This window comes from Spirosoma gilvum (assembly GCF_054776815.1).
Genome location: NZ_BAAHBH010000013.1, coordinates 63003 through 88267 on the forward strand (window position 1 = coordinate 63003; position 25265 = coordinate 88267).

A 25265-nucleotide genomic window follows, 5' to 3' on the forward strand; every position below is an offset into this window, starting at 1 on the left:
CTCAGTTATTCGATTAATGCCCTAGAAAGTAACAGCAGGTACAAACTAATTTTCGCGTGTAATCAGAAATGTTACTCGACCAGTACAAAAGCGGCCCATTTGAAAGGCTCCTTGGGGTACTTCAGCCGCATCTGGCTTTGGGCGTAGGCATACGCATCCGTCACCGAACCTTTGGCTAGTAACCGATTGTAAAGCAGAGTCATGTACTCGGCCGTTTCGTTGTCCGATACCCGCCATAGGCTCATCAGTAGATAACGAGCCCCAGCCATCTTCACGGCTCTTTGTAGACCATACACTCCCTCACTACCCTTTACCTGACCAAGGCCCGTTTCGCAGGCACTCAGCACCACTAGTTCAGTGCCACTCAGGTTCAGATTAGATAGTTCATAAGCAGTCAAAATTCCATCGTCAACGCCCTCGATGGGTGTGCCTCCTTTCCAGACATAGTTGGCTCCCGCCATCACCAAGCCTGACCGTAGTAGTGGATTCTCCGAAGCCTGAAAGCGATTACGCTCGTCATTGACAACGGCTAACCCATCGGTTTTAGGCTTAGGCAGATCGGGGAAGAAAAAGCCGTGGGTGGCGATGTGTAAAATCTTTGGCGAGTGTCCAGATAAGGCTTTGACACTACTTTCGGTGGCGACTTTGTTTGTCAGGATGGTTGTAGTTGTTTGAGGAAGTATCTTTCTTAAATTATCGACCTCGGCCTGGGTTCCAGGCAGGTAATCCCAGGTGCCCGAGCGCGTGGCTTCGCGTAAGGCCAGTCGTTGTTGAATCTCTTTGAGTCGTTTCTGGCTGACCAGTCCCAGGCTATCGGCCTCATAGGTAATGCCTCCGTAGAGGCTGGCCGTGAGGGTGTTTTTGGGTAAGGGTTGTTCCGATTTTGCAGTACGGAGGGCTACGACTCGGGTGCTGCCCACCTGCCGAATTTGAAATCGGTCGGCCATTCGTTGGCTGGTATCGGCGGGGTTAGGTAGGGCTGCCAGTGCAATCTGGTGCAGCCTTCCTGCCGGAGAGACGTACACAGTTTTGACACCTTGCAAGAGCGAATCGAGGGGTTGCCAGATGAATTTGGACAGAGCCAATCCACGCGCCAGCTGTCTATTGTTTCCTTCGGCTTCCCCACCCCGGTAGAGTCCGTTGATTTGGGCAGGTGAGGCGGCTCCAGCGATGAGTAGGGTATCCAACTGTCGTTGTTCGCCTAGAAAAACCAATTTGGGTTGGGTGTAGCCGGGTCGTAATACTAAAGCCGCATAAAGTGTGCTGTCAGTTAATTTTTTATGGTCATACTGGAAAGTAACGAACTCAATAGTGGCTTCGTTGGATCTGAGAGACTGTTGTACTTGTAGCCATTCTATTCGCAGGGCTGTGAAAGCCTGCTTATATTCGGGTAAAAGCTGAATTAGTTGCTGTTCAAGTGCATTGACTTTGCGCTGGAGAGAGTCTCTTTGCTGTGGTTTGGTTGGGGGCAGCGTAAGCTGGTGGTTCAGCGTTAATTTAGTATCCCTCAGCTGGGCACCAGTATGGATGGCCACACTGTCCTTCGTTTGCGACAACAGTGTGTTTAGGAGTTGAGCTGCCATCAGCCCCACCCCTTTAGTAAGAAGAGCATCGTTGTAGTTATAGCTTGCTAATACCTGACTATGGGCAGTATATTCAAATGAGTATGCTTGGTATTGCCGATCAAAAGTCGTTTGATATTCCTGTAAAGTGCCCTCATTAAGCACTGCGATCTGGTTTAAGAGTTGACTACGATATTGCTCTCTGACCTGACGAAACAGTGTATCCGCCTTTTGATACAGGTTCATATTATAGTACAACACTGCCAGATTATTTAGCGTCTTTGTGTATTCGGGATGGAATTTACTGTGGACTTTTTCAGTAATAGCCAAACTTTCTCGGTATAATGGCAATGCTTTCTCATATTGCCCCATTCTATTATACAATGAAGCCATGTTATTAAGTATAATTGAGTAATAAGGGTGCATTTTGCCGAAGTTTTTTTCCTTACTGTCCCTACTTTCTTCATACAACTGCAAGGCTTTGCTATACTGCCCCATCATTTGGTACAGCCTAGCCAGATTACCGATCGTAGCGGCATAATCAGGATGAAGTTTACCGAAAACCTTTTCATTAATAGCTCGATTTTCTTCATAGAGTGGTAATGACTTTTCATATTGCCCCATTAACTCATACAACATGGCTAAATCATTAAGTGTATAGCCATAGCTGGGATGAAGGTTGCCAAATTTTTTTTTCATAATTATTCGGCTCTCTTCATATAAAACCAGCGCGTTTGCATATTGCCCCATAACCCGATACAACGAAGCTAGAGCGCTAAGTGCATTCGCATAGTCGGGATGAAGCTTGCCCAAAGCTTTTTCCCGAATCGCTCGACACTGTTCATACAACGGCAGAGCCTTCTCGTATTGACCCATCGACAAATACAGTCCTGCTATATTACCCAAGCTACTGGCATGATCAGGATTGTTTTTTCCAAAAACCGTTTCCAGTATTTTTTGACTTTCTTCATATAACGGCAGGGCTTTTTCATATTGCCCCATCGTTTCATACAGCCCAGCCAGATTGTTCAGCGTGGTTGCATAATGAGGGTGGAATTTATCCAGCGTTTTTTCCTGAATCGTTCGGCTTTCTTCAAATAATGGTAATGCTTTCTCATATTGGGCCATTTGCTGATAAAACAGCGCTATATTGCTAAGCGTGTTGGCATAGTCGGGATGAAGCTTACCCAAGATCTTTTCCTGAATCGAGCGGCTTGCCTCATAGGTATGCAGTGCATTCTCATGCTGCCCCATAATCTGGTATAAACTGGCAAGCGCAACGAGCGCGGTGGCATAATGTGGGTGGAGTTTACCTAGCATCTTTTCCCGAATTGTCAGACTCTCCTTGTTCAAAACCAGTGCTTTGTCATATTGGCCCATTAGTTTGTATAAGCTAGTCATATTATTGAGCGCAGTGGCATAGATAGGATGGTTGTTGCCAAATATTTTTTCAAGAATTGCCCGACTCTCTTCGTACAATGATAGGGCCTTGTCATATTGACCTATGGTCTGATAATAGCCGCCCAGATTACCCACAGTAGCAGCATAGTCATAATGGAATTTACTTTTGCTTTTTTCCTGAATTGTTAGGGCCTCTTTATATAAAGGCAACGCTTTTTCATATTGTCCCATAGACTGATATAATAAAGCTATATTATTAAGGAGCTGGCCATTAGCAGGATGAAGGTTGTCGTAGATTTTCGTCCGAATCGCCCGACATTCTTCGTAGAAGAGCAGCGCTTTTTTATACTGCCCCATGTCTTTATAGAGAGAGGCCAGATTTTTTAGGGTAGTCGCATAGGCAGGGCTAAGCTTACCCAAAGCCTTTTCCTGAATTTGCAAACACTCCTCGAACACCGGCAATGCTTTTTCGTACTGACCTGTAACTGTATACAGCGTTCCCAAGTTGCTAAGTGTGTTAGCATAGTCGGGATGCTGCCTGCCCTGAAGCTTTTTCCGAATTGCCCGACTTTCTTCAACCAATGCCAACGCCTTCTCATACTGAATTAGGTTTTTGTAGGGAATTGACAGATTATCCAGACTGGTGGCATAGTCTGGATGGTTTTTACCGACGATCTTTTCCCGAGTCGCCCGACACTCTTCATACAGCGCCAGCGCTTTTTCATATTGACTCATATCTGAATACAGCGTAGCCAGATTGCTAAGAATAGAGACATATGCAGGATTGAGTTTACCAACTAATTTTTCCTCAATAGTTAAGCATTCCGTGTATAAAGGCAGAGCATTTTCATGCTGTCCTATATCATGATAGAATACGGCCATATCGTTGAGGGACGTAGCGTAGTCGATATGAAGTTTACCATGAACTTTTTCCAGAATCAGTTGACTCTCTTTATACATGGATAAGGATTTATCGCGCTGTCCCAGCTTTCTGTATGCTCTGGCCAGATCACTCAAGATATCTGCATAACCGGCGTGAAGTTTACCCTTATTAGTTTCCTGGATCGTCCGATTTTCTTCGTATAATGGTAGTGCCTTCTCAAGTTGCCCCCATGACTCGTATGCCAGAGCCATGTTTTTGAGCGTAGCGGCATATTGAGAATGAGATTTGCCAAGAACTTTTTCCCGAATTACCCGGCTCTCTTCATACAAAAGCAGTGCTTTTTCGTACTGCTTCATATCATAAAGTAAAACAGCCAGATCGTTGAGTGCCGTAGCATAATCGGGGTGAAGTTTACCTCGTTTTTTTTCCTGAATTGCCCGGCCTTCCTCGTACAACGGCAGGGCTTTATCATACTGTTTCGTATCATGATACAAGACAGTTAGGTCATCCAGCGTGGTGATATAGTCGGCATGGAGCTTTCCTAAACTCTTTTCCTGAATGCATAAACATTCGTTATATAAGGCTATGGCTTTTTCGGGTTGCTCCATTTTTTTGCTCAATACGGCCAAATTGTAAAGCGTAATGGCATAGTTGGGATGAGTCTTTCCTAGAGCCTGCTCCCGGATGCTTAAACACTCCTCATATAAGGGTAGCGCTTTCTCGTATTTCCCGGCTCCCTGATACAAAATAGCCAGCCCGTTGAGAACAGTTGCATAGTCGGGATGCAGTTTGCCCAGAGCCTTTTCCTGAACACTTCTGTAATATTCAGCCAATGGTATAGCCTTTTCAGACTTGCCCACTTTTTTGTACAGCGAGACTAAATTGTTCAGACTTTGGAGGTACGTAGTGTGAGTCTTCCCTAAAACCTGCTCCCGGATACTTAAACACTCCTCATATAAGGGTAGAGCTTTCTCATACTGGGTTAAAGAACTATAAGCGACTGCCAGATTGTTAATGAATTTCGCATAAACGGCATCTTTTTTTCCTATATTTTCAATATAGATTGTACGAAGCTGTTCGTACAATCCTACTACCTGAGTATATCGCTGTTGCTTTTCATAATCAGCAACTAAATCGGTTAACAACTTAAAATAAGCTAGCAGCGCTCGCAAATAGGCTGCGTTATCCTTCGTCAAAGTCAGGCCCTGTTCCAATAAAAATTTTACAATCTCTTTTCTTTCCCGCTGCACTGCCAATGCCATTGAATTTCCTTTCGCCACATTCAAATCACCTCCCCGGCCAGCCAAATAAGTCAATACGGCCAAATTTCCATTAAAAGCCGCCCACTCCACCGGTGTCCAGCCGTCATTCTTCTTACTTTCGGGGTTATATTCCGGCTCATTGACCGGTAGTTTCAGCGTTTCCAGCAGATACCGAAGTAAGGGAAGTTTATTTAGTCCAGCAGCCAGACCAGTTAGGTTGCCGTAGTAGGTGCTGGTATCAGCGCGGATTACACCCCTGCACTCGGTTTTGGCTCCGCGTTGTACCAGCAGTTTTACCACAGTCGTGTCGGCTTTGTAGCAGGCCCACATGAGGGGAGTGGCTCCTAAGGAGTCGGTGGCGTTGGGGTTGGCTCCCGCTTTAAGGGCGGCTTGTACTCCCGCAGGATTATTCTGGCGGATGGCCGTTAACAAACGTGGGTCAATCTGCGCCTGAGCTAGCAAAGGCATTAACAAAAAGAGCAAGCAGAGGGGGCGTGGTAAATAAAGTGTTGGCATACAGTGGTGTAATTTCATCTATATTCGTCAACTTCGCTGAAAAGTAACACCAACGCCATTATTTTTTTGATCCGCTCACAATCCTATCGGCACATCCAGACCTGGCTCCTGTTTTGGCTCATGCTGCCGAGTGCATTGAGTGCATGGGCACAGTCGGCAGAGGAGCTTCAGAAGGAGGGGAATAAAATCTACTTAGAGAGACCAGCCGAGGCACTCAAACTTTTCGAGCAGGCGCAACAGCTGGCGCTGCAACGTGGACAAGCTGATCTGGCTGCCAATATTCGTGTGGATGAGGCCACAGTTTATTACGTAAAAGACGATTACCGACGGGCCACTACAATCTGTCGATCTGGGTTTCAACTAAGCCCGCTGACCAACAATACCCGATTTAAGCTTTGGGCTAGTTTAGGTGAAATGTACCATCGGCGAGATCGGCCCGATTCGCTGGGCTGGTTCTGGCAGCGTGCCGAAACGCTACTCACAACTCACCCCGCCATCGAACGCGAAGCCCGCGCTTACGTGGCGGCTTTCTGGGGAAATCGGGTCGCTACATACATTGAGCAGGGTGACTATCGGCAGGCAGAACGATGCCATCAGAAACGACTATTGCTGTTGGGTAGTTCGAACGATCTTGTCAGCCTTGTCATCGCTGAGAATCAGTTCGCGCTTTTCTATCGGCAGATTGGCCAACTCACTCGTGCCGATTCCCTTTACCGAGCGTCCCTACTGCACTATACCAAGGCCGATCTCATACGGGGTGGTTTATTACTAGGTCTTATTGAGTGTCGATTATATCAAAATCGAATCGATTCGGTTCGGCAATTGGTCCAGGAGGCCAGACATTGTATACCTAAGAAAGAAACGGATGGTATTGAACTGGCGGCTTATCTCGATCAATCATTGGGTAATTATTGGGAGCGAAAGAAACAATTCAATGTGGCAAAGCGCTTTGTGGCCAGATCGCTTGTAACAGGGCAAGGCCTGGGACAAGCGAACCGGTTAGTATGGCGGGGGATGATGGCAATGAGTCGGATTGCTCAACAACAGAACGATCGCTCTAGTGCATTGACTTTTGCTCAACGCGCCATTCAACAGGCCAGTATTCGATTTCGGAGTACCGATCTAAGCCAGAATCCAGACCCTATTGATTTCCTGAATGGGCCAGACCTGTTTGAGTCGCTGTGCTGGAAAGCTCATCTGCTACAGTCGTCGAAGGAGGTACCTAATTACCTACTACTTGCCAATCAAACGTATGAGCTGGCCTTTTCACTAAGTGATTTGTTGCAGGAATCATATAGCACCGAACTGACCAAATTAGTTGTGCAGGAAAAACTCCGACCTGCCTATCGTGAAGCGATGGGCGTTGCGTTTGCCTGCTATCGGCAACAACCTGGCCCGGCGACTCTGGCAACCTTATTGCATCGGCAGGAGCAGGGGAATGCGTCGGTATTGCGTGAAATGCGACGAACTTTACAAAGTCCGTATCTAAACGCGCCAGTACAACTAATCGACCAACTGCAACTGGCCAAAAGTCGCTTGTCGGAAGCCAAAACAAGCTGGATTGAACGCGATCCAGCAAGCGAAAATGAAGCACGTAATGCCGAACTGATCAATGCCGAATTAGCCTGGAATCGAGCCTATCAGCAATTAGTGCCGTACCGCTGGAATAAGGAAGTAAATACAGATGAAGTTGAGAAGCTACAACGTCATTTAGATGCAAAAACGGCCTTGTTACAATACAGTCGTACTACCGACTCTGTGTTATTGACAGTAGTGAAAGCCAACAAGGTGCGCGTGCTAATGTTGCCTATCAGTTGGGAGGAGTTGAACCAGTTGAGTACAACACTACGGCATGAAGCATACCGGAATCCCGACCCATTTCAATACACAGGTCGGGCACCAGCACGAGCGCTCTTTAATCGGTTGATTGGTCCCATTTGGAGTGAATTGAAAGGTATAAATCGATTGGTCATCATTCGTGATGGCCCGTTGCATTACGTACCATTCGAGGTCTTGGAAACGGGTCGTCATGCCAATGATTACCTGTTGCGATACGCAGCTATCACTTATGCATACTCGATGTATAGCGTGGTCGATAGCCATTTAGTACCACCAACCAATAAGCCGTCGGTACTAAGTATGGCCCCTTTTGCGGTGACGAAAGTCACGCAGACTGTCGACTCTCAGGTGAGTTATGATCCGTTGCCGAGGTCAGAAATAGAGGCCTCGGTGTTGCCTGGTACACACTCAACAGCAGAAAATGCCAGTAAGCGTACATTCCTGACCTTAGTGCCGCAGCATCAATTACTGCATCTGGCAACCCATGCCGAAGCTAATGATACAGATCCTGGTAATTCATTCATTGCCTTTTTTCCCGATGAATCGTCGCATCGGCTTTATGCCCATGAGTTGGATATGTTCGATTTACGACACATCCGTTTAGCGGTACTCAGCGCCTGTCGTACTGGAAGCGGACAACTCCACGAGGGCGAAGGCCTATTAAGTCTTAGTCGGGCTTTTGTATCTGCCGGTTGCCCGCAGGTTATAACCTCGCTCTGGAATGCGCACGATGGTACCACCGCTACGCTAACGAGATTGTTCTATGAAGAACTCCGGCTGGGAAAACCAACCGATATAGCTCTTCAGCAGGCTAAACTTCAGTTTCTGGCTACCCAAACAGGTGGAGGGGTATATAGCCCCCCACATTTCTGGGCTCATTTGGTTCTGATGGGCGACCACCAACCCGTTTACCCAGAAGCTACAAACTGGTCCTGGGGTTGGGTGGTTGGTGTTGTCGCCGTGTTCCTGATTGGGTTTACGTATAGGCAATACCGTCAGAAAAGGCTTTATTAACGAGTCAGTTTCTGCCAGCGGATTTGCCACCATACTTTCCAGCGATCGGTTTGATGAACTGGATATACCGGTAGCCCCGACTGGTCGAGCAAACGATACGTTGCATCGGCATTATCGGGCTGATTGTTGAGCAAATAAGCGTTCAGAAGATGCCACTGTACTGCCTGCCGAAAATAAGGGCGCAAGCTATCGACCCGTGCCAGTTTCTCCAGATTAGTAATTGCTATTCCGGGTTGGCCATTGGCTAAAAATGCCTGGGCATCAAAAAAGTCCCGATAAAAAGTTCGTTGTCGAGGTGTCAGAGCTGTTTCCTGCTCATCATCATCTAAATCGCGGTAACGTTGGGTTAGCGCTACATCATTTCGATAGGGTTGTAGGTCAACCCTATCGAAAGTCAGGTAGGTTATGCCCAATCCAATCAGGACCAGGCTTCCGGCCACAGCACGGCTCATTCCCAGGCGTAATCGACGGAATAATCTTCCCTGAGCCAGTTCCTTCCGAATGGATTTCCGAACAGTATAGTCCAAACTCAGACTCCGTAAGGCCTGCTCGGCAGCCTGGAGCTGGAGGGCCGTCTCGCGGAACTCTTCGTCGGCATCCAATTCCTTCTCAAACTCAAGTCGCTCATCCGATGGTAATCTGTTCTGGTAATAGGCTTCAATCCATTCCCATTGTTCTAATTGATCTGTTGGTCGCATAACAGGTTATTGTTTTTTAGGTCTTAGTAATTTTCCCAGTCGCAGCATGCAGCGAAACTTTCGCATTTTGACAACATCTACCGTAGCCTTTAACCGACTGGCAATTTTCTCCAGAGTATATTCATCCCAGTAAAATAGCCGTAGTAAATCCTGACAGTCTTTGCCCAACCGGGCGAAATTTTCTTCCAGAATGTGGAGTTGGGGGTGTTCGGCTGACACCTCGTCGGTTAACGATTCGTCGAGATCAGTTAAGGCGGTCGTAGAGCGTTTTTGTAACGCTTTTAGCCATTTATTCCGCACAACAGACGTCAGATAGGCATCTAAAGGCTTATCGGGCCGCGCTTCAAAACGCCCTGACTTCATCTGCTGCCAGACAGCCAATACCGAGTCCTGAACGAGATCATCGATATCGGACCGGGCTCCACTATTGCCCAGCACGATTCGTAAAGCAATAGCCTTTGCCCGACGAGTTAGCTGGCGGGTAGCGGCTTCGAGTCGGCGTGGTTCCTCCGAACAGAGGTCTTCGTACAAAGTCAGGTCTTGGCTCGTCATGCGGGAGCGGATCAGGTTTTCACACTCATATTCCGCAATAGCCAAAGAAAGTAACATTTTTTTTAAGCAGCCTGTGATTTTTTTTCCGGGGCAGGGCATACACTCCTGAAACCCTGCTTCGAAAGCTTTGATGCGGACGTCCCGGAGCCGGTTTTCATCAACCATAAATAACCCGTAAGAGGGTGAACAATATGCAAAAGCAGACCAGAGCGATGGCTATGGGCAGGCTGGGCATGTTCGGATTGGTGATGATGCTGGCGACGAGTGCCTGCGAGTCGGTTTCGGTTGAACCCGTGCCTACTACAACGCAGCCCAATGTCCGCGTTACTTCCGCCGATGACCCACCGCAGAAGCCAACCCGCCCTCCAGGGGAAGGAGAGTAGCGGAAAACAAGTCGTCGCGTTACGGGAGTGTAGCGTGGCGACTTTTTCCGTTACTTTGTGGCTTACCCGATCCTGCTCTAATGGCTATCCCCACTACTGAGGAACTCAACCAGTATGTATCTCAGATACACCCTATTATTGTTGATGCCTTGTCCAAGAATAAGGAGCTTGACAAGCTGTCGAAAAAGGATATTGATGAGATCACAAGTCGGACGCTGGCGGCTGCGCTGAATATTCGGCGTGTCGCTACGAAACAGCGACTGAAACAGACGGCCTTCGTCCTGAGTTTAACCCGAGAGCAGATGCAAATCTGGTTGGCGGTGAATGGTACGCCCACTCAACAGGCCAAAGCGATGAGCGATATTCTGGCTGAAAATCAGGATACGGTTCGCCATTTCTTGAAATCGTTTACTTTTCGGACAACCGATATGACCGACGATGTGCTGAATGAGAGTTTCAGTACATTTTTTGAGATGATCGAAAAGGGGAAACCCGTGCTTGCCCTGATCTCAACGGTAGTGAAAGGGATTGCTAGAAAAAAAGCGTTGAAGCAATTAGAAAAAAGCCAAAGACAGTCATGGCAGTGGCTCGAAACAGTATATGTATCGGCAGGGGATGATGATATCGGTACATTCGATTTTCCGATCGCTGCTGATGAGGAAGAAGAGCCTGAAACAGTTGAAGTGAATCTGCCATTACTACCAGAGTATCCTGAGCTTCGTGTCCCCAAACAGGTTGATTTCGAGAAGGCAAAACGTAGCATTGCTGAATGCCTGGCGCAGCTACAACAGTCCAGACAGTTACTGGTGCGATTAGTAAACGCGTTCTGGAAAGGGTATGAGGAGGGGCCGCTGAATGAGGAGCAAATTCTGAGCAGTTACGACAAACTAACCATGGCACAAATTGCGGGGTTGGCTGGCTACAAGGATGCGCATACTGCTAGTGTGCGGTTAACGGAAACGAATAAAATGCTACGTATGTGCCTGGACAAAAAACTTAACACCAACCCTTTAGCCAGATGATCACGGACGATAACAAATGGATTTTTATTGAGGCATATCTGGCCGGAAAACTTGATGAGTCAACATTAGAACTCGTACGCCAAAAGATGGATGATGATCCTGATTTTCGGACCGAGGTATTGGTTCAAAAAGCGCTTAATAGTCAGATTAACCAGCAACAACAAGCTGAAGACAATGAGCTTATTGCTCAGTTTATGGCAAATCATGTGTTAGAACCTGCGGCTAATCTGCATGTAATCGAACCGAAACCTGGTCGGGTTGCTCCTTTTTGGCAGCAGACCTGGGTGCGAGCAGCAGCGGTTATTGTAGTCGTTGCAGGCCTGGGGTGGCTGGGTATAAACAATTATCTGCAACCCAAAACGATGGCTGTGACGATAACCTACGACCTGCGAGGTTTCGGTATGGCGGGAGATAGTTCGAGTAAACAGACAACATTCCCGGTCGAATTCAGCAGCCGAGGACCAGCCGGGGGTGAGTATCTAAGTAGCGACGATAGCCTGCATATTTACCTGCCTGATCTGCCAGAAGATGCCAAAAAATGGTCTTTAAGCGACGATCGGAAACTGGGGAGCAAACTGCTTAAAACACCGCAGGGGCAAATCTACCGTCTGGAGCCCGATACTTATGGCGTGCGTAAACCATTAGTGCCGGTTAAATAGGTTCGGCGGCTATCCAGCTTATTAATTGATTATCGCGGTATTCAAGAAACAGCCATTGTTTGGCTTTTCGATATCCATAGAAAACCGTAGCTCGTGCTCCGGCTATGATTGTAGCCGGAGTTCCATGCTGGTTGGGTGCTTTATGAATATCCAAGCCTTTCAACGGTACTTGGCTGCTTTTTAACACTCGGTACCGTACATTTTTTGTTTCGTTCGTAACTGGCTCACTGGTGATGCGCAGTTGATAGCTCGTAAGTGAGCCAGTACGAGCGATTTTCACGTCACCAGGTAACACTATCACAGGAGGATATTTCGCCAGTATCATCTTGTCGGGCCAGGCAGGCAGGGGAGTTGGGGCTGTTTCTTTCACCTGATATTTAGCCATTGCCTGATTAAACCACTGTTGCCAGCCGGGTTTCTGACCTTCTTCGAAGTATTTTTGGTTATCGACAGCCCGGAACGCCTTTTTCTCTACTGCCAGTTTGAATGATTTTCGGGCTGCATCGATCTGGCCAAGATCGGCCTGAACAATGCCCATCATTAACTGTGCATTAGCTGATAGGGGAGAGATATACCGAAGTAATGTTTGACGGGCCTGCTCCGAATCGCCAAGTAAATAGGTTGCAATCGCCAGATTGAGCGCAGCCGCCTGATGTGTAGGTTGTTTAGTCAGAGCATTGGTAAACAGTTTTTTAGCCTCGGTCAATAGCTGCTGATACGACGAGTTGTCTCGAAGAGTTGAGGTGAGCAATCGGTTATCGCTATCGAACTCAACCGGAAACAGAAACCGCAGCTTAGGATTATTTCGGGCTAACTCCATGCGTCCCAATGCCTGATTGAGTTTGATAGCGCCCAGATTATTGACCGTAGTAGAACTTGGGTATCGACTGGTTAATGCATCAAAATCGCGGCTGGCCCCATCGAAATCATGCAGCAGGTAACGAATTTCACCGATTTCGAACAACTGAGCCAACTCCTGCACACGGGTAGTGGTATCGGTTACCATCTGTAGTCGCTGACTTTTGGCGGGATAGCCTGGCAACTGGTCAGGTTTCTTAAACGTATCGTAGAAGGCCCGATAAATCACCGGGGCCACGCCAAAGGCATTGTAACCTGCCAGATAGGCCGTAAATACGCCCGATCGGTCGGCGGTAGCTTCCAGATTTTCGGAGGAATAGGCCGAGTCATTTTTGCCAATAATGGGTGAAAAGAAACCCTGTTTGCTTCCATGACGATATTGGAAATGAGCTAGTTCGTGCCCAAGCAAACAAGCGAGGGCTGCATCGGTACTATCGCCAAAGGTGGCACAGAGGTCCAGTACATCCTCTCCGATATCAATCCGGGCCGGATCGGCCGAATATACCAACTGTCCCGTTGGTTTACCGACCGCGCGGGCCAGTACCTGTAGCGTGGGAGCATCGGCAGGGTTTCCAATCGTTTGAAGCAAACGCGCATATACTCGTCGTACTGCAACCGTCTTGTCGGCGGGCTTAGGGGCTGGTGATTCGGGAGAAAGTAGGCTAATCGTCAGAACGATATGCACCAATAAGAGCGGCCTCATCATAAAATATCAAAAATTTTTCGGTGAACCTGTTACATTTCTCTATTCCGCCGGAATAACCAAATGTAACACCCCAAGCCACAAAAGCTTTCCGGTTTCATCCACACCTATCCAATTTGTACCTGACTCTACGTAACTGTGGAGTCAGGTATTTTAAACGACTTGTCGTGATTTTCAACTAATTATATCGCTTAACTTTAGCCATGAACCGTTTCCGATTTCTCTACTCATTGATCGTACTTGTGTTGTTCTTTTCAATGACCAGTTGCCACTACCTGAGCCCAACCGATTCACTGAAAAATCACATCGACTTAACCATCAATCAGTTCGACAATGATATCGCTTTTGTTGGTTCGTTGGTTCCCTTTGCCTCGTTAGAAAATCAGCTTATCCTACCCAGCAAAGATCACCCTGAGCAGATTGCTGCGCTTATCAGCCAGTTGAGACAGCTTGATGAGCACATTCTGGCAGTCGAAGCCTATGATGGTACTACCCAGTCGATAAAGCAGGAAATGCTGTTTGTGTGCCGCCAGACCCAACAACTAACAGCCGATGTGAGTCAGGCAATAGCGGATGCGCAAGAGATTCAGGAAGATGGAGCCGACTTTAGTCTGCTGGATATCATTGACATTCCGTTGAAAAAAATGGCACTAAGCGATAAAGAGACCCAACTCGATCAGCGTACCCGTGTGCTTGCCGATCAGCTACGGCAGTGTAAGATGAACATCAGCAACTATACGCAATCATTGGCCCGGCGGTTCCGGCATCAGGTTCGGCAAGTAGACAGCCCGCTTCTATTTTTAGTGACTAAGTCCGACGAGCAGGCACTGGCCGAATACGCCCTAACACGCTTGCAGGAATCGATTCAGGATCGTTACCAGCAGCGCCATCGCAACGACCCCGATGCCGCCAGCTATGCCGAAGCGTTTTCCAATAAGCTACTAGCCAATTACACCGATACCAGCTTGATGGCTAATCTGCACTCAGTAAACTAATCGTTATGAAACAGTCTTACCAAACACAAAAACCGAAATTAGTTGTACCAACTGGGCATTTTGGGTCAGTTACTACAGTCGCTATTTCGCCCAATGGGAAGTATGTTTTGTCGGGGGCTTGGGATAATGTGCTTATTATCTGGGAATTAACTACAGGAAGGGTACTGTGGCGGATGGAAGGTCACTCCGATGTGGTTACAGAGGTAGTCTTTTCGCCCGATGGTCGTTACATTTTGTCAGGTTCTTGGGACAACACGCTTATTCTTTGGGAGGTTAGCACAGGTACAGTGGTACGTCGATTGGAAGGCCATACGGACAGAGTCAATTCTGTAGCCTTTTCCCCAGATGGTGGTTATGCTGTGTCAGGTTCCTGGGACAAGACCGTTCTCCTTTGGGATATTAGCGCAGGCACAGTAGTGCGCCGACTAGAAAGTCATACACACAGGGTTAGTTCTGTGGCCTTCTCACCCGATGGCTGTTACGTTTTGTCGGGTTCTTGGGACAAGACAGTTCTTCTTTGGGAGGCTGTTACAGGCAGGATAGTAGGACGCCATGAGGACGGTGTTGGCCCTGTGGCTTTCTCGCCCGATGGCCGGTTTGTGGCATTTGCTGCACTTTCTGTGGTTGAATCTCGCGTTCCGGCCTTATTTACTCCCGATGGTCATGCTGCCCCAATTGGTACGTATGCTATGAGGGATAAAGATTACTTCACGCTCATTCTCTGCGATATGAATACGGGTAAGATGGTGCGAGAATTGAAGACTTATTGGGAGTTTTCTATATTCTTTGCCTTCTCTCCCGATAGTCGCTATGTTTTGGCAGGTAACTATCGCTACGTTGATCTTATTGATGTCAATACGGGAGAGTTAATAAGGAGACTGGAAGGCCATGAGCATGAGACTCGGTCTGTTGCCTTTTCCCCAGATAGCCGTTTTGCTGTGTCTTGTTCAGAAGATCATACTCTCAAACTCTGGGATGTTAGTACGGGGGAATTGCTAAGGCAGTTCAAATACGGCAACACTTGGTCTACAATCTTTTCGCCTAATGGTCATTTTGCCCTATCGGAAGGGGACCCAGATACACTTATTGTAGGGGATATTAATACAGGGAAACTGCAGCGGTTGGAAGGCCATTCGGAAGGATATCGGGAAGAGTATGGAAAGCGGTATAGAGATCCTATTAAGTCTGTTGCTTTCTCGCCCGATGGCCGTTATCTTTTGTCAGGAGCAGATTTTCAGAATCCTATCCTTTGGGAAATTAGTACGGGAAAGCTAATAAGGCGCTTAGAATTGGAGTTAGAAGAAGATGACTATCATATTGGCGAGCCAAAGGCGATGATCTTCTCCCCCGATGGTCGCTATGCCCTGGTGGGATCCTGGGTGAAGTACTGTAATAAGCTAATCCTTTTTGACATTACTATGGGGAAGCGCCTAAGACACTTAGAATGTCATAAATACTCTGTTGAATCCATGACCTTCTCGCCCGATGGCTGCTATCTCTTGTCGAAGAACTTTTCTGAAGAATTAATACTCTGGAACGTCAGTACAGGGGAATCCCAACACCTGGAAGGTCGAAAAAACGACTTCTGGTGTCGCTACTTTACCTTTTCGTCTGATGGTTGTTACGCCTTGGGTGGATTTTGGAACAAACTAATTTGGTGGGAGGTCAGTACGGGTAAACTACTAAAGCGAATGAGAGGCCATACCGACTCGATTACCTGCATCGCTTTCTCGCCCGATGGTCGTTATCTCTTGTCGGGATCTGATGATAAGACACTGATTCTTCGGAAAGCGAGTACCGGCAAATTGCTCAGGCGACTTGAATACCACACCGATAAGGTTACCTGCCTTGCCTTCTCGCCCGATAGTCAATATGTACTCTCCGGCTCCGATGACAAAACGGTTATTCTCTGGGACGTCAGCACAAGTAATTTGCTCAGTCGGTTGGAAGGGCATATCGATTCGGTTTATTCGGTTGCCTTCTCGCCCGACGGTCGCTTTGGCCTAAGTGCCAGCTGTAGTATGGTCAAAATCTGGAACGTCAATACCCGAATCGAAGCCGCCACACTGACCATGCTTGATGATGGCGAGTGGGTCGTTACTACGCCCGATGGGTTATTCGATGCATCGCCAGATGCTATAGATTTGTTGTACTATGTAGTAAACAACCCTGCTAACCCCGATGAGCCCTGGAAGGCAATTGAACGGGAGCAATACAAACAAAACGACTATCGACCCGGCCTGTTGCCCATGTTATTGAACAGCACTCAGGAATATACATCCACAAATTGATCGTTATGAACCGGTTTACCTCAATTGCCCTATTTTACTTTTTACTAGTAAGCTTTTACGGTCGCGCACAGAAGCCAGAGTTGGTGGTGCCGATTGGGCATACGAATCATGTCTTCTCGGTAGCCTTCTCACCCGACGGCCGCTATGCACTGTCGGGTTCTTATGACAAAAGTCTAAAGTTATGGGAAGTGAAAACGGGTCGGGAAATTCGCACTTTCACCGGGCATACGAGCCAGGTTGTCTCGGTGGCCATCTCGCCCAATAGTCGCTATGCGTTATCGGGATCGTGGGACAAATCTTTAAAACTATGGGATATAACCAGTGGCCAGGAAGTTCGCACTTTCACCGGGCACGAGGGTATTATCAGATCGGTGGCCTTCTCTCCCGATGGTCACTATGTTCTGTCAGGGTCAATGGATAAGACACTTAAGCTCTGGGATGTGAAGTCGGGTCGAAAAGTCCACACCTTCAAAGGACATACGGATCAAATCTACTCGGTGACATTCTCCTCCGATGGCAAGCATGTGTTATCAGGGTCAAGGGACAAAACCCTAAAGTTATGGAATATAGAGACGGGTCGGGAAGTTCGTACATTTACTGGGCATACGGAGTCGGTCGAATCAGTGACCTTTTCTCCCGATGGCCACTATGCGCTGTCGGGGTCACATGATAAGACGCTTAAGCTCTGGGATGTTGCGTCGGGGCAGCAACTTCGCACACTCTGGGGTCATACGAGTTTTGTCAGTTCAGTGGCTTTCTCTCCCGATGGTCACTATGCGCTGTCAGGGTCATGGGACAACACACTCAAACTCTGGGATGTTGCGTCGGGGCAACAACTTCACACCTACACCGGGCATACGGAGTCGGTCGAATCGGTGGCCTTTTCGTCCGATAGTCGCTATGCACTGTCAGGGTCACATGACAACACGCTAAAGTTATGGGATGTGCAGACGGGGCAACGAATTCGCACCTACACCGGGCATACGAGTTTAGTCGAATCGGTGGCCTTCTCGCCCGATGGTCGTTATGCGTTACTAGGTGAGGCTAAGGGTGGAGTCTACAGCCACCGGTTAAATGAGAGGGGCAACACACTCAAACTCTGGGATTTTCAGACAGGTCAGTTTCTTCGCACCTTCATCGGTCATACGGATGCCGTTCATTCTGTAGCCATCACGCCCGATGGTCACTATGCTCTATCTGGATCATATGACAACACCCTCAAGCTATGGAGTATACTAACGGGCCAGGAAGTTCGCAGCTTCAGAGGACATAAGGAGCAAGTCTATTCAGTGGCCATTTCACCCAATGGTAAGTATGCCCTGTCAGGGTCATCGGACGACTCGCTTAAAATCTGGGATATACAAACAGGTCTACAACTTCGCTCCCTTATCGGGCACACGAGTGGTGTCAGATCAGTGGCCTTCTCACCCGATGGCCGCTATGCGCTGTCGGGGTCACATGATAAGACGCTTAAGCTCTGGGATGTACAGTCGGGACAGCAGGTTCATACCTTTAAAGGGCATACAGATATGGTTATTGCGGTCGCCTTTTCACCTGATGGTAAGTATGCGCTGTCGGGGTCAGCGGACTATACACTCAAGCTCTGGGATGTGCAGTCGGGCCAGCAAGTTCACACCTTTAAAGGGCATACAGGTATGATCAAATCGGTCACCTTCTCGCCCGACAATCGTTATGTCCTATCAGGGGCAGCAGATAAAACGCTCAAGCTGTGGGATATGCAGACCAGGCAGCTGCTTCGTACTTTCAGAGGGCATGCAGATGAGGTCGAATCAGTCGCTTTCTCACCCGATAGTCGTTTTGTAACCTCTGGGTCATGGGACACCACGACCAAGCTTTGGGACATCGGCACTGGCAACGAAATAGCTACTCTGATCGCAGTTGACTATACTGATTGGGTTGTGACAACTCCCACTGGTTTATTCGATGCTTCGCCCGGAGCCATGAAACTCATGCACTACGTTGTCAACGACTCCACCGACCACGATGAACCCTGGAAAGTTATTAACCTGGATCAGCTTATACAACGCTATCATCAGCCCGGTCTGCTGCCCATTCTGATAGGCTATAAAAACGAACGGCTCCGTCAGGTGCCTCCATTTGATAACGCCACCTTACCGCCTGATATCAAACTTTCTATTCAGAACGATAAACTGGTCGTTCAGCTCAACAACCAAAAAGGGGGCATCGGTTCTGTCTCCGTTTTCATTAACGGAGCAGAGATAGTCAAGGATTTACGTAAGAATCCCAAGGAAGATAGCAACCAGGAAACGCTCTCGCTTGAGTTGCCACTGGTTTCCTTCCCAAGTCATTTTTATGCCAATGCGCCAAATAGTATTCGAGTAGTGGCGAAGAATGGTGAAGGCTGGCTTCGGAGTCGCCCTGTAGAAATTGATTATAAGCCATCCATAATTGCTCGTGGTGGTGAGCCTGAGAAAACCCCGTCTTCTACCACTCTCAAAACAGTACGCTTTCGGGCAGTGGTGGTCGGAACGTCTAACATTGGGCTTCGTTTTGCCCATTCCGATGCCGAGCAAATTGCCAACGGCCTAGAGCTGGCCGCCACAGCGTTATTCAGCCCGGCTAACGTGTCAGTTCAACTGCTTGTTACTAAGCCGGGTGGGGTTGCGCAAACCACCAAAGCCGAGATTGTGAAGGCACTGGAAGCCGCCCAGCAGACAAAGGCTGAAGATATTTTTGTATTACACATTTCTGGCCATGCCGTCAATTTTGGTGGACAGGATGGGGATTTATATTTTCTCACGGCTTTAGCCACCTCAGCCGATGTGAGCTACCTCAACGACTCCGCCATTCGTCAGCAATATGCCCTGTCGACTCAGGAACTTATTGAGTACCTCAAAAAAATACCTGCCAAGAAAAAAGTGTTGATTCTGGATGTGTGTTCGGCGGGTAAAGGTGCCGAAAAAATTCTGGCTGCCCGCGACGTACCTGGCAGTCAAATACGGGCGTTGAACGAGTTACAAGAACGGATGGGCCTATACGTATTGGCCGGTTCGGCTGCGGATGCTGTTAGTTACGAGGCTAACGTATATGGACAAGGGTTAGTTACGTATGCGCTGCTGGAAGGAATGAGGGGTGCAGCCCTACGGCATGAAGGCGAGGATGAATTTTTAGATGTAGAAAAATGGTTTACTCATGTGGAAAATCGGGTTCCTATCCTGGCTAAAGACGTTGGTGGCATTCAAAAACCTTATCATAAAAAGGGCAGCCATTTGGGAGACTCTGTTCCGGGTCAAGCCACGGAAGGTAGTTTCTCCATTGGGAAAGTCACCGAATCCGTAAAAGCCAAGATTCATATCGCCAATCCCAAGCTGATACTGCTGGTCAAAAATTTTCAGGAAGATACCCAATTCGAAGATGTACTTGATCTAAAAAGCAAGGTTGAAAGTGCGTTAAATGACCTCATAGCCGCATGGGGAAGTGATGCGCCAATACTGACAATGGACGTCAAAGCTTATCCGGGAGCCTATACCTTGAATGGTCGTTACAGGCTACAAGGCGAAGAGTTATCGGTCTCGTGTACCGTATTTCGGACTTCGGTGCTAGTAGGAGATTTTATCGTAACAGGCACTAAAAGCAAGCTGCCCGATCTGGTGCAGGCAGTGTTGACTAAAGCACAGGGACTAGTGAAGCCATAAATACCATGTCTATCGTCTGGCTATTTGAATAAATTAACCTCTCAATCTACACTCTAAGAACTGATCCATATGAACCGGTTTATCTTAATTGGCCTATTTTACTTTTTACTAGTAAGCTTTTATAGCAGCGCCCAAAAGCCGGAGTTGGTGGTGCCGATTGGACATACTAGTTATGTAGAATCTGTGGCAATTTCCCCCAATGGTAAATACGCATTGTCTGGCTCTCAAGACGAGACAGTGAAACTTTGGGAAATTAGTAGTGGAAAGCTATTGCGAACCTTTGAGGGTCATAATTGGGTCGTTACTTCTGTTGCATTCTCACCTGATGGTGCCTTGGCAATATCAGGTTCTTATGATGGCACTCTTATTTTATGGAAGGTTAGTACTGGAAAGATAATTAAAAGATTGGATAGTGGTTCAGGTTGCGTGTACTCGGTTGCTTTTTCACCCAATGGTCAATTGATACTATCTGCAACTGGAATGGGTGAAGTAGTCGTTTGGGAGACTAAAACTGGTAAGTTGATTCGCCGATTAAAAGAGCATACTGATTATGTTACTTCGGTAGCTTTTTCTGCAGATGGTCGCTTAGCTATGTCTAGCTCTCTTGACGATACTATTATTATTTGGGACACCAATTCATGGAAAATACTGCATCGTTTGGATGGTAATCATCCTCGGTCAGGAATCCTTGATGCTGCTTTTTCACCAGATGGTCGGTACGTTTTATATGAGTCAGATAATCGTATGGATATAAATCTTTTTGATGTTCAATCTGGAAAGATAATAAAACGATTGATAGGCCACAATATCTGGATTCAGGCTATAAAATTCTCTCCAGATGGACGGTATGCATTGTCGAGCGATTGGAATGGAACACTTATTCTTTGGGATATCAGATCTGGAATGATAGTACGACATTTTGAAGGTCATATCAGAGGATTTGAAGATTATAAGAATAGTATTAACGAAGTCGCCTTTTCGCCTGATGGCCGCTATGCCTTATCCGGTTCTAATCACCGAAGTCTTATTCTTTGGAATATTACTTCAGGGAAACCAGTTAAGCAATTTATTAGTCATACAACTATAATTGCCCGTATGACCTTTTCTCCCGATGGTAATTACGTCCTGACAGGGCAAAGTGATGGTGTGGTTAATTTATGGCAACTTAATAAAGGAAGGTTAGTAAGGAAGTTTAAGGGGCATGATGGTTGGATCGATGCTATAGAATTTTCTGCTGATGGTCGATTTATTCTGTCTTCTGATCAGAATAACCGGATTATTTTCTGGGAGGCAAGTACAGGAAAACAACTAAAGCATTTTACTATTAATAATAGGGTAGATGCAATTGCTTTATCGCCTGATAATCGTTTTGCTTTAGCGGGGCGAGGAAGCAAGCTCTATATATGGGAGATAAGTTCAGGTAAATTAATTCATCAATTTACTGACTTGAATGGAATAATTTCAATAGCCGTATCACTTAATGGCCGTTTTATTGTAGCAGGGTGTAATAAAAAACTTGTTCTCTTGGACTTTGATACAAAAAAACAAATCAGGCAGTTTATCGGGCATACCCATTCTATTCCTCGTGTTGCCTTTTCTGCTAACAATAATTCTATATTATCCTGGAGTTATGATAAGTTATTTATAGAATGGGATATCAATTCTGGAAATGTGTTGCGAAAATTTACGATGAGTAATCATGGATATTATCCGATTAGATTCTCTAAGGATGAGAGTTCTGCATTTTCTGCCGGAGAATATGTAGATTATTTTAATGATTCTAGTAAGCAACTTACTCTTTGGAATTTGAACACAGGTAAGGAATTAAAACGCTTCGAGGGACATAAAGCGAAAGTTAATGATGTTTTATTGGCTAATAAGGATTTTCTTTTTTCCTGTTCACAAGACAACACGACAAAAATCTGGAATGCAAGTACTGGCAAAGAGATTGCAACATTAATGGCCATTGATTCTACCGACTGGGCTGTGACTACGCCCTCTGGCCTGTTCGATGCGTCGCCCGGCGCTATGAAACTCATGCACTATGTGGTCAATGACCCTACTGATAACGATGAGCCGTGGAAAGTGATCGAGTTGGATCAACTTAAACAGCGCTACTATCAACCTGGTCTGCTTCCCATCCTTATGGGTTACAAAAACGAACCACTCCGCCAGGTGCCTACCTTTGAAGGGGTTAATCTGCCTCCTAGTATTCAGCTTTCTCTAAAAGGCGATGAACTCACAGTCAAGCTCAACAACCGTAAGGGTGGCATTGGGCCGGTTTCTGTCTTCATTAACGGTGCCGAAGTGGTTAACGATTTACGAACGAACCCCAAGCGAGACGTTAGTCAGAATACGCTTACCCTTGCTCTGCCACTTGCCCGATTTGCCAACCGATACGATACGCTCAACACCATTCGGGTGGTATCGGTCAATGGCGAGGGCTGGCTTAGTAGCAGACCCACCGAAATATACTATCGCCCTGTCGTTCGTACACGGGGACGGGGTGGGGAGCCTGAGAAATCACCATTAGTAGCTGTTCGGAAAACAGTCCGATTGCGGGCTTTGGTCGTAGGCACATCCAATGTTGGTCTGCGCTTTGCCCATACGGATGCCCAACAGATTGCTAGTGGTCTGCAATTGGCTGCCATCGAGTTATTCAGCCCAGCTAACGTAGCGGTTCAACTGCTTGTTTCCAAGCCGGGTGGAGTTGCTCAAACCACTAAAGCCGAGATTATAAAAGCCCTGGTAGCGGCTCAACAGACTCGTCCGGAAGATATTTTCATCCTGCATCTGTCGGGTCACGCCATTAACTACGGTGGACAGGACGGTGATTTGTATTACCTCACCGCTGGGGCCACCTCAACCGATGCCAGCTACCTCAACGACCCAGCCGTTCGACAGACGTATGCGTTATCGAGTCAGGAACTTACCCGCTACCTCAACCTGATTCCGGCCCGTAAAAAAGTGCTGATTCTGGATGTGTGCTCGGCGGGTAAAGGGGCTGAAAAATTACTGCTGGCTGCCCGTGACGTACCCGCTAGTCAAATCCGGGCATTAGACCGGTTGCAGGGACGTACCGGCTTTTACGTACTGGCTGGTTCTGCGGCTGATGCATCGAGCTACGAAGCTAACGTATATGGGCAAGGGTTACTGACGTATGCCCTCTTGCAAGGAATGAGAGGAGCAGCGCTGCGTCGGGAAGGAACCGACGAGTTTGTAGATGTAGAGAAGTGGCTGGGATACGCCGTGGAACAGGTACCAGTGCTGGCGAAAGGCATTGGTGGTATTCAGCAACCATTTTACCGGGGGACTCAGAATCAGCGCAGTTTCGATGTGGGCCGGGTGACGGAGGGGGTGAAAGCGAAGATTCATATCGCCGAGCCCAAGCCCGTTTTGCTGGTCAAAAGTTTTCAGGAAGATAGTCAGCTCGATGATGTGCTGGAGTTGAAGAACAAGGTTGAAAGTGCGTTAAATGATCTCATCGCCACGCGTGGGGCCGATGCGCCTGTATTAACAATGGACGCCAAAGCTTATCCGGGTGCTTACACGCTCAGTGGACGTTACACGCTAAAGGGCGAGAAGGTGTCGGTCTTATGCAAAGTATTTCGGTCCTCGGTGCCGGTGGGGGATTTTGTGGTGACGGGTACAAAGAGCAAACTGCTCGATCTGGTGCAGTTGGTATTGACAAAAGCGCAGGGACTGGTGAAGCCGTAAGTAGATTGTCGAGTATAGTCAGATGGTAGTTAGGAGTGGTCAAGAGGTTGTTTATCAGTCTTTTGGTATTCCTGGCTGCCGCCTGACTACGTTTGACAATTCTATAGCAATACTTGATTACTTTCCCTCGCTTGGCGGTGTTACAAATTTTTTTTGGTCAGGCTGTTACTTTCTGCTCTCCGACCGGAATATCCTTTTGTAACAACCAAACATCTTGTCAAGTACCATGAAAAAACAACTCATTTTCGCCCTATTGTTTACTGCGCTTGGAAGCCCTTTGTTTGCGCAAAAAGAACCCGACACAAAACGGGAAGAAGAAACCAAAGAATCGACTCCGGTTACGCCAAAGACCCAGAAAGTAGCGGATTATGGTAGCGCAATTAATCTGGCTCGCTATGGCTACGCTAACAACTGCGCCCTCTGTCTGATTACAGCTGCCGATATGATTTACAAATTAGGTGTGACACCCTTAAATGCCGAAGCAAAAGCCAACCCGGCAGCAGGAACACCAACCGTTACCAAAACTGAAAAGCCTAATCCGACAGATCCAGCCCGACTACTGGCCGATGCCAAGCAAATGGCCAAAGGGGATGCCAACCTGCTTGCCTTGGCGAACAAAGTACGGCCCGTCCTCACACGTGGACCCGTTGGTGGACAAAGGGTAACACGTACACGGGTAGAGGCTGGATCTGTGGATGTATTTCGAATTGCATTCTATGGCCAGGAGCCTGCCGCTGTAGTGGTTCGGGGGGATGGCGATACCGATCTGGACCTGTATATCTATGACAGTAATGGCAATCTAATAGCATCGGACGATGATAGTTCTGACTACTGCGCTGTCAGTTGGACTCCCCGCTACACAGGCACGTTCATTATCCGGGTGAAGAACCGAGGAAATGTCTATAACCGATACGCCATGGCAACAAATTAGTGCAATTCTTTGGATTCTTATAGGTTATATTGGTTTGACTGTCAATCAAATAGAGTCTATGGGAATCCAAAGGTCTATTCTAGACCTGTGCTTAAGCATAGCTAGAAAGTAGTCATAAATATTTCTCTATGGCCTGTTACTTTCTCCTGCTAACAGGGAATATATGGTTGTAATCAATCACTCAACCATGAAAAATCAATTCGTTTTCTACTTCCTTCCTGCGCTTATGTTGGGAGATGAAAAGGGTGAGACAGCCCTGGCTATTCCGGTAATTAACTCCACGTCGTTGACCGGCAATTTAC

General features: G+C 47.4%; 13 protein-coding genes and 1 pseudogene. 10 read left to right on the plus strand and 4 right to left on the minus strand.

Going from position 1 to position 25265, the window contains the following annotated elements; all coding sequences use genetic code 11:
- Positions 1–71: 71 nt before the first annotated feature.
- Positions 72–5576: a tetratricopeptide repeat protein gene (locus ACYVFD_RS28775; RefSeq protein ID WP_461093973.1), complete on the minus strand. Its 5505-nt coding sequence runs from the start codon at positions 5574–5576 to the stop codon at positions 72–74.
- 114 nt (positions 5577–5690) lie between these two features.
- Between ACYVFD_RS28775 and ACYVFD_RS28780 the strand changes: the two genes are divergently transcribed.
- Positions 5691–8477, plus strand: a complete 2787-nt coding sequence (locus tag ACYVFD_RS28780) for a CHAT domain-containing protein (RefSeq protein ID WP_461093974.1) — start codon at positions 5691–5693, stop codon at positions 8475–8477.
- Here the strand turns inward: ACYVFD_RS28780 and ACYVFD_RS28785 are convergent.
- Positions 8474–9175, minus strand: coding sequence for an anti-sigma factor (locus ACYVFD_RS28785; protein WP_461093975.1), 702 nt, complete (start codon positions 9173–9175; stop codon positions 8474–8476). The two genes, ACYVFD_RS28780 and ACYVFD_RS28785, sit on opposite strands and share 4 nt — an antisense overlap.
- A 6-nt stretch (positions 9176–9181) precedes the next feature.
- Entirely contained in the window at positions 9182–9784 is a 603-nt protein-coding gene (locus ACYVFD_RS28790; protein ID WP_461093976.1) for an RNA polymerase sigma factor, read from the minus strand.
- 134 nt (positions 9785–9918) lie between these two features.
- On the opposite strand from ACYVFD_RS28790, the gene ACYVFD_RS28795 reads away from it, so the two are divergent.
- The 3 genes from ACYVFD_RS28795 (at position 9919) to ACYVFD_RS28805 (ending at position 11791) form a co-directional block, all read left to right on the plus strand.
- Positions 9919–10110, plus strand: a complete 192-nt coding sequence (locus ACYVFD_RS28795) for a hypothetical protein (RefSeq protein ID WP_461093977.1) — start codon at positions 9919–9921, stop codon at positions 10108–10110.
- A gap of 80 nt (positions 10111–10190) precedes the next feature.
- On the plus strand, positions 10191–11132 hold the full coding sequence (locus tag ACYVFD_RS28800) for a hypothetical protein (protein ID WP_461093978.1): 942 nt from the start codon (positions 10191–10193) through the stop codon (positions 11130–11132).
- On the plus strand, positions 11129–11791 hold the full coding sequence (locus tag ACYVFD_RS28805) for a hypothetical protein (protein WP_461093979.1): 663 nt from the start codon (positions 11129–11131) through the stop codon (positions 11789–11791). The genes ACYVFD_RS28800 and ACYVFD_RS28805 overlap by 4 nt, the downstream gene beginning before the upstream one ends.
- On the opposite strand, the gene ACYVFD_RS28810 is transcribed toward ACYVFD_RS28805, so the two are convergent.
- Complete coding sequence (locus tag ACYVFD_RS28810; protein ID WP_461093980.1) at positions 11784–13355, minus strand: tetratricopeptide repeat protein; 1572 nt, start codon at positions 13353–13355, stop codon at positions 11784–11786. The two genes, ACYVFD_RS28805 and ACYVFD_RS28810, sit on opposite strands and share 8 nt — an antisense overlap.
- 200 nt (positions 13356–13555) lie before the next feature.
- Between ACYVFD_RS28810 and ACYVFD_RS28815 the strand changes: the two genes are divergently transcribed.
- From ACYVFD_RS28815 to ACYVFD_RS28840, 6 genes and pseudogenes are all read left to right on the plus strand, one after another.
- Positions 13556–14347, plus strand: a complete 792-nt coding sequence (locus ACYVFD_RS28815; protein WP_461093981.1) for a hypothetical protein — start codon at positions 13556–13558, stop codon at positions 14345–14347.
- Positions 14348–14352: 5 nt separating this feature from the next.
- Positions 14353–16638, plus strand: coding sequence for a WD40 repeat domain-containing protein (locus tag ACYVFD_RS28820; protein ID WP_461093983.1), 2286 nt, complete (start codon positions 14353–14355; stop codon positions 16636–16638).
- A 5-nt stretch (positions 16639–16643) separates the two neighbouring features.
- Positions 16644–20315: a WD40 domain-containing protein gene (locus tag ACYVFD_RS28825; protein WP_461093984.1), complete on the plus strand. Its 3672-nt coding sequence runs from the start codon at positions 16644–16646 to the stop codon at positions 20313–20315.
- A gap of 69 nt (positions 20316–20384) precedes the next feature.
- Positions 20385–22232 (plus strand): annotated as a pseudogene (locus ACYVFD_RS28830) (WD40 repeat domain-containing protein); the annotation flags it as partial.
- Positions 22233–22274: 42 nt separating this feature from the next.
- Complete coding sequence (locus ACYVFD_RS28835) at positions 22275–24032, plus strand: caspase family protein (RefSeq protein WP_461094112.1); 1758 nt, start codon at positions 22275–22277, stop codon at positions 24030–24032.
- Positions 24033–24258: 226 nt separating this feature from the next.
- Entirely contained in the window at positions 24259–24963 is a 705-nt protein-coding gene (locus ACYVFD_RS28840) for a PPC domain-containing protein (protein WP_461093985.1), read from the plus strand.
- Positions 24964–25265 lie beyond the last annotated feature (302 nt).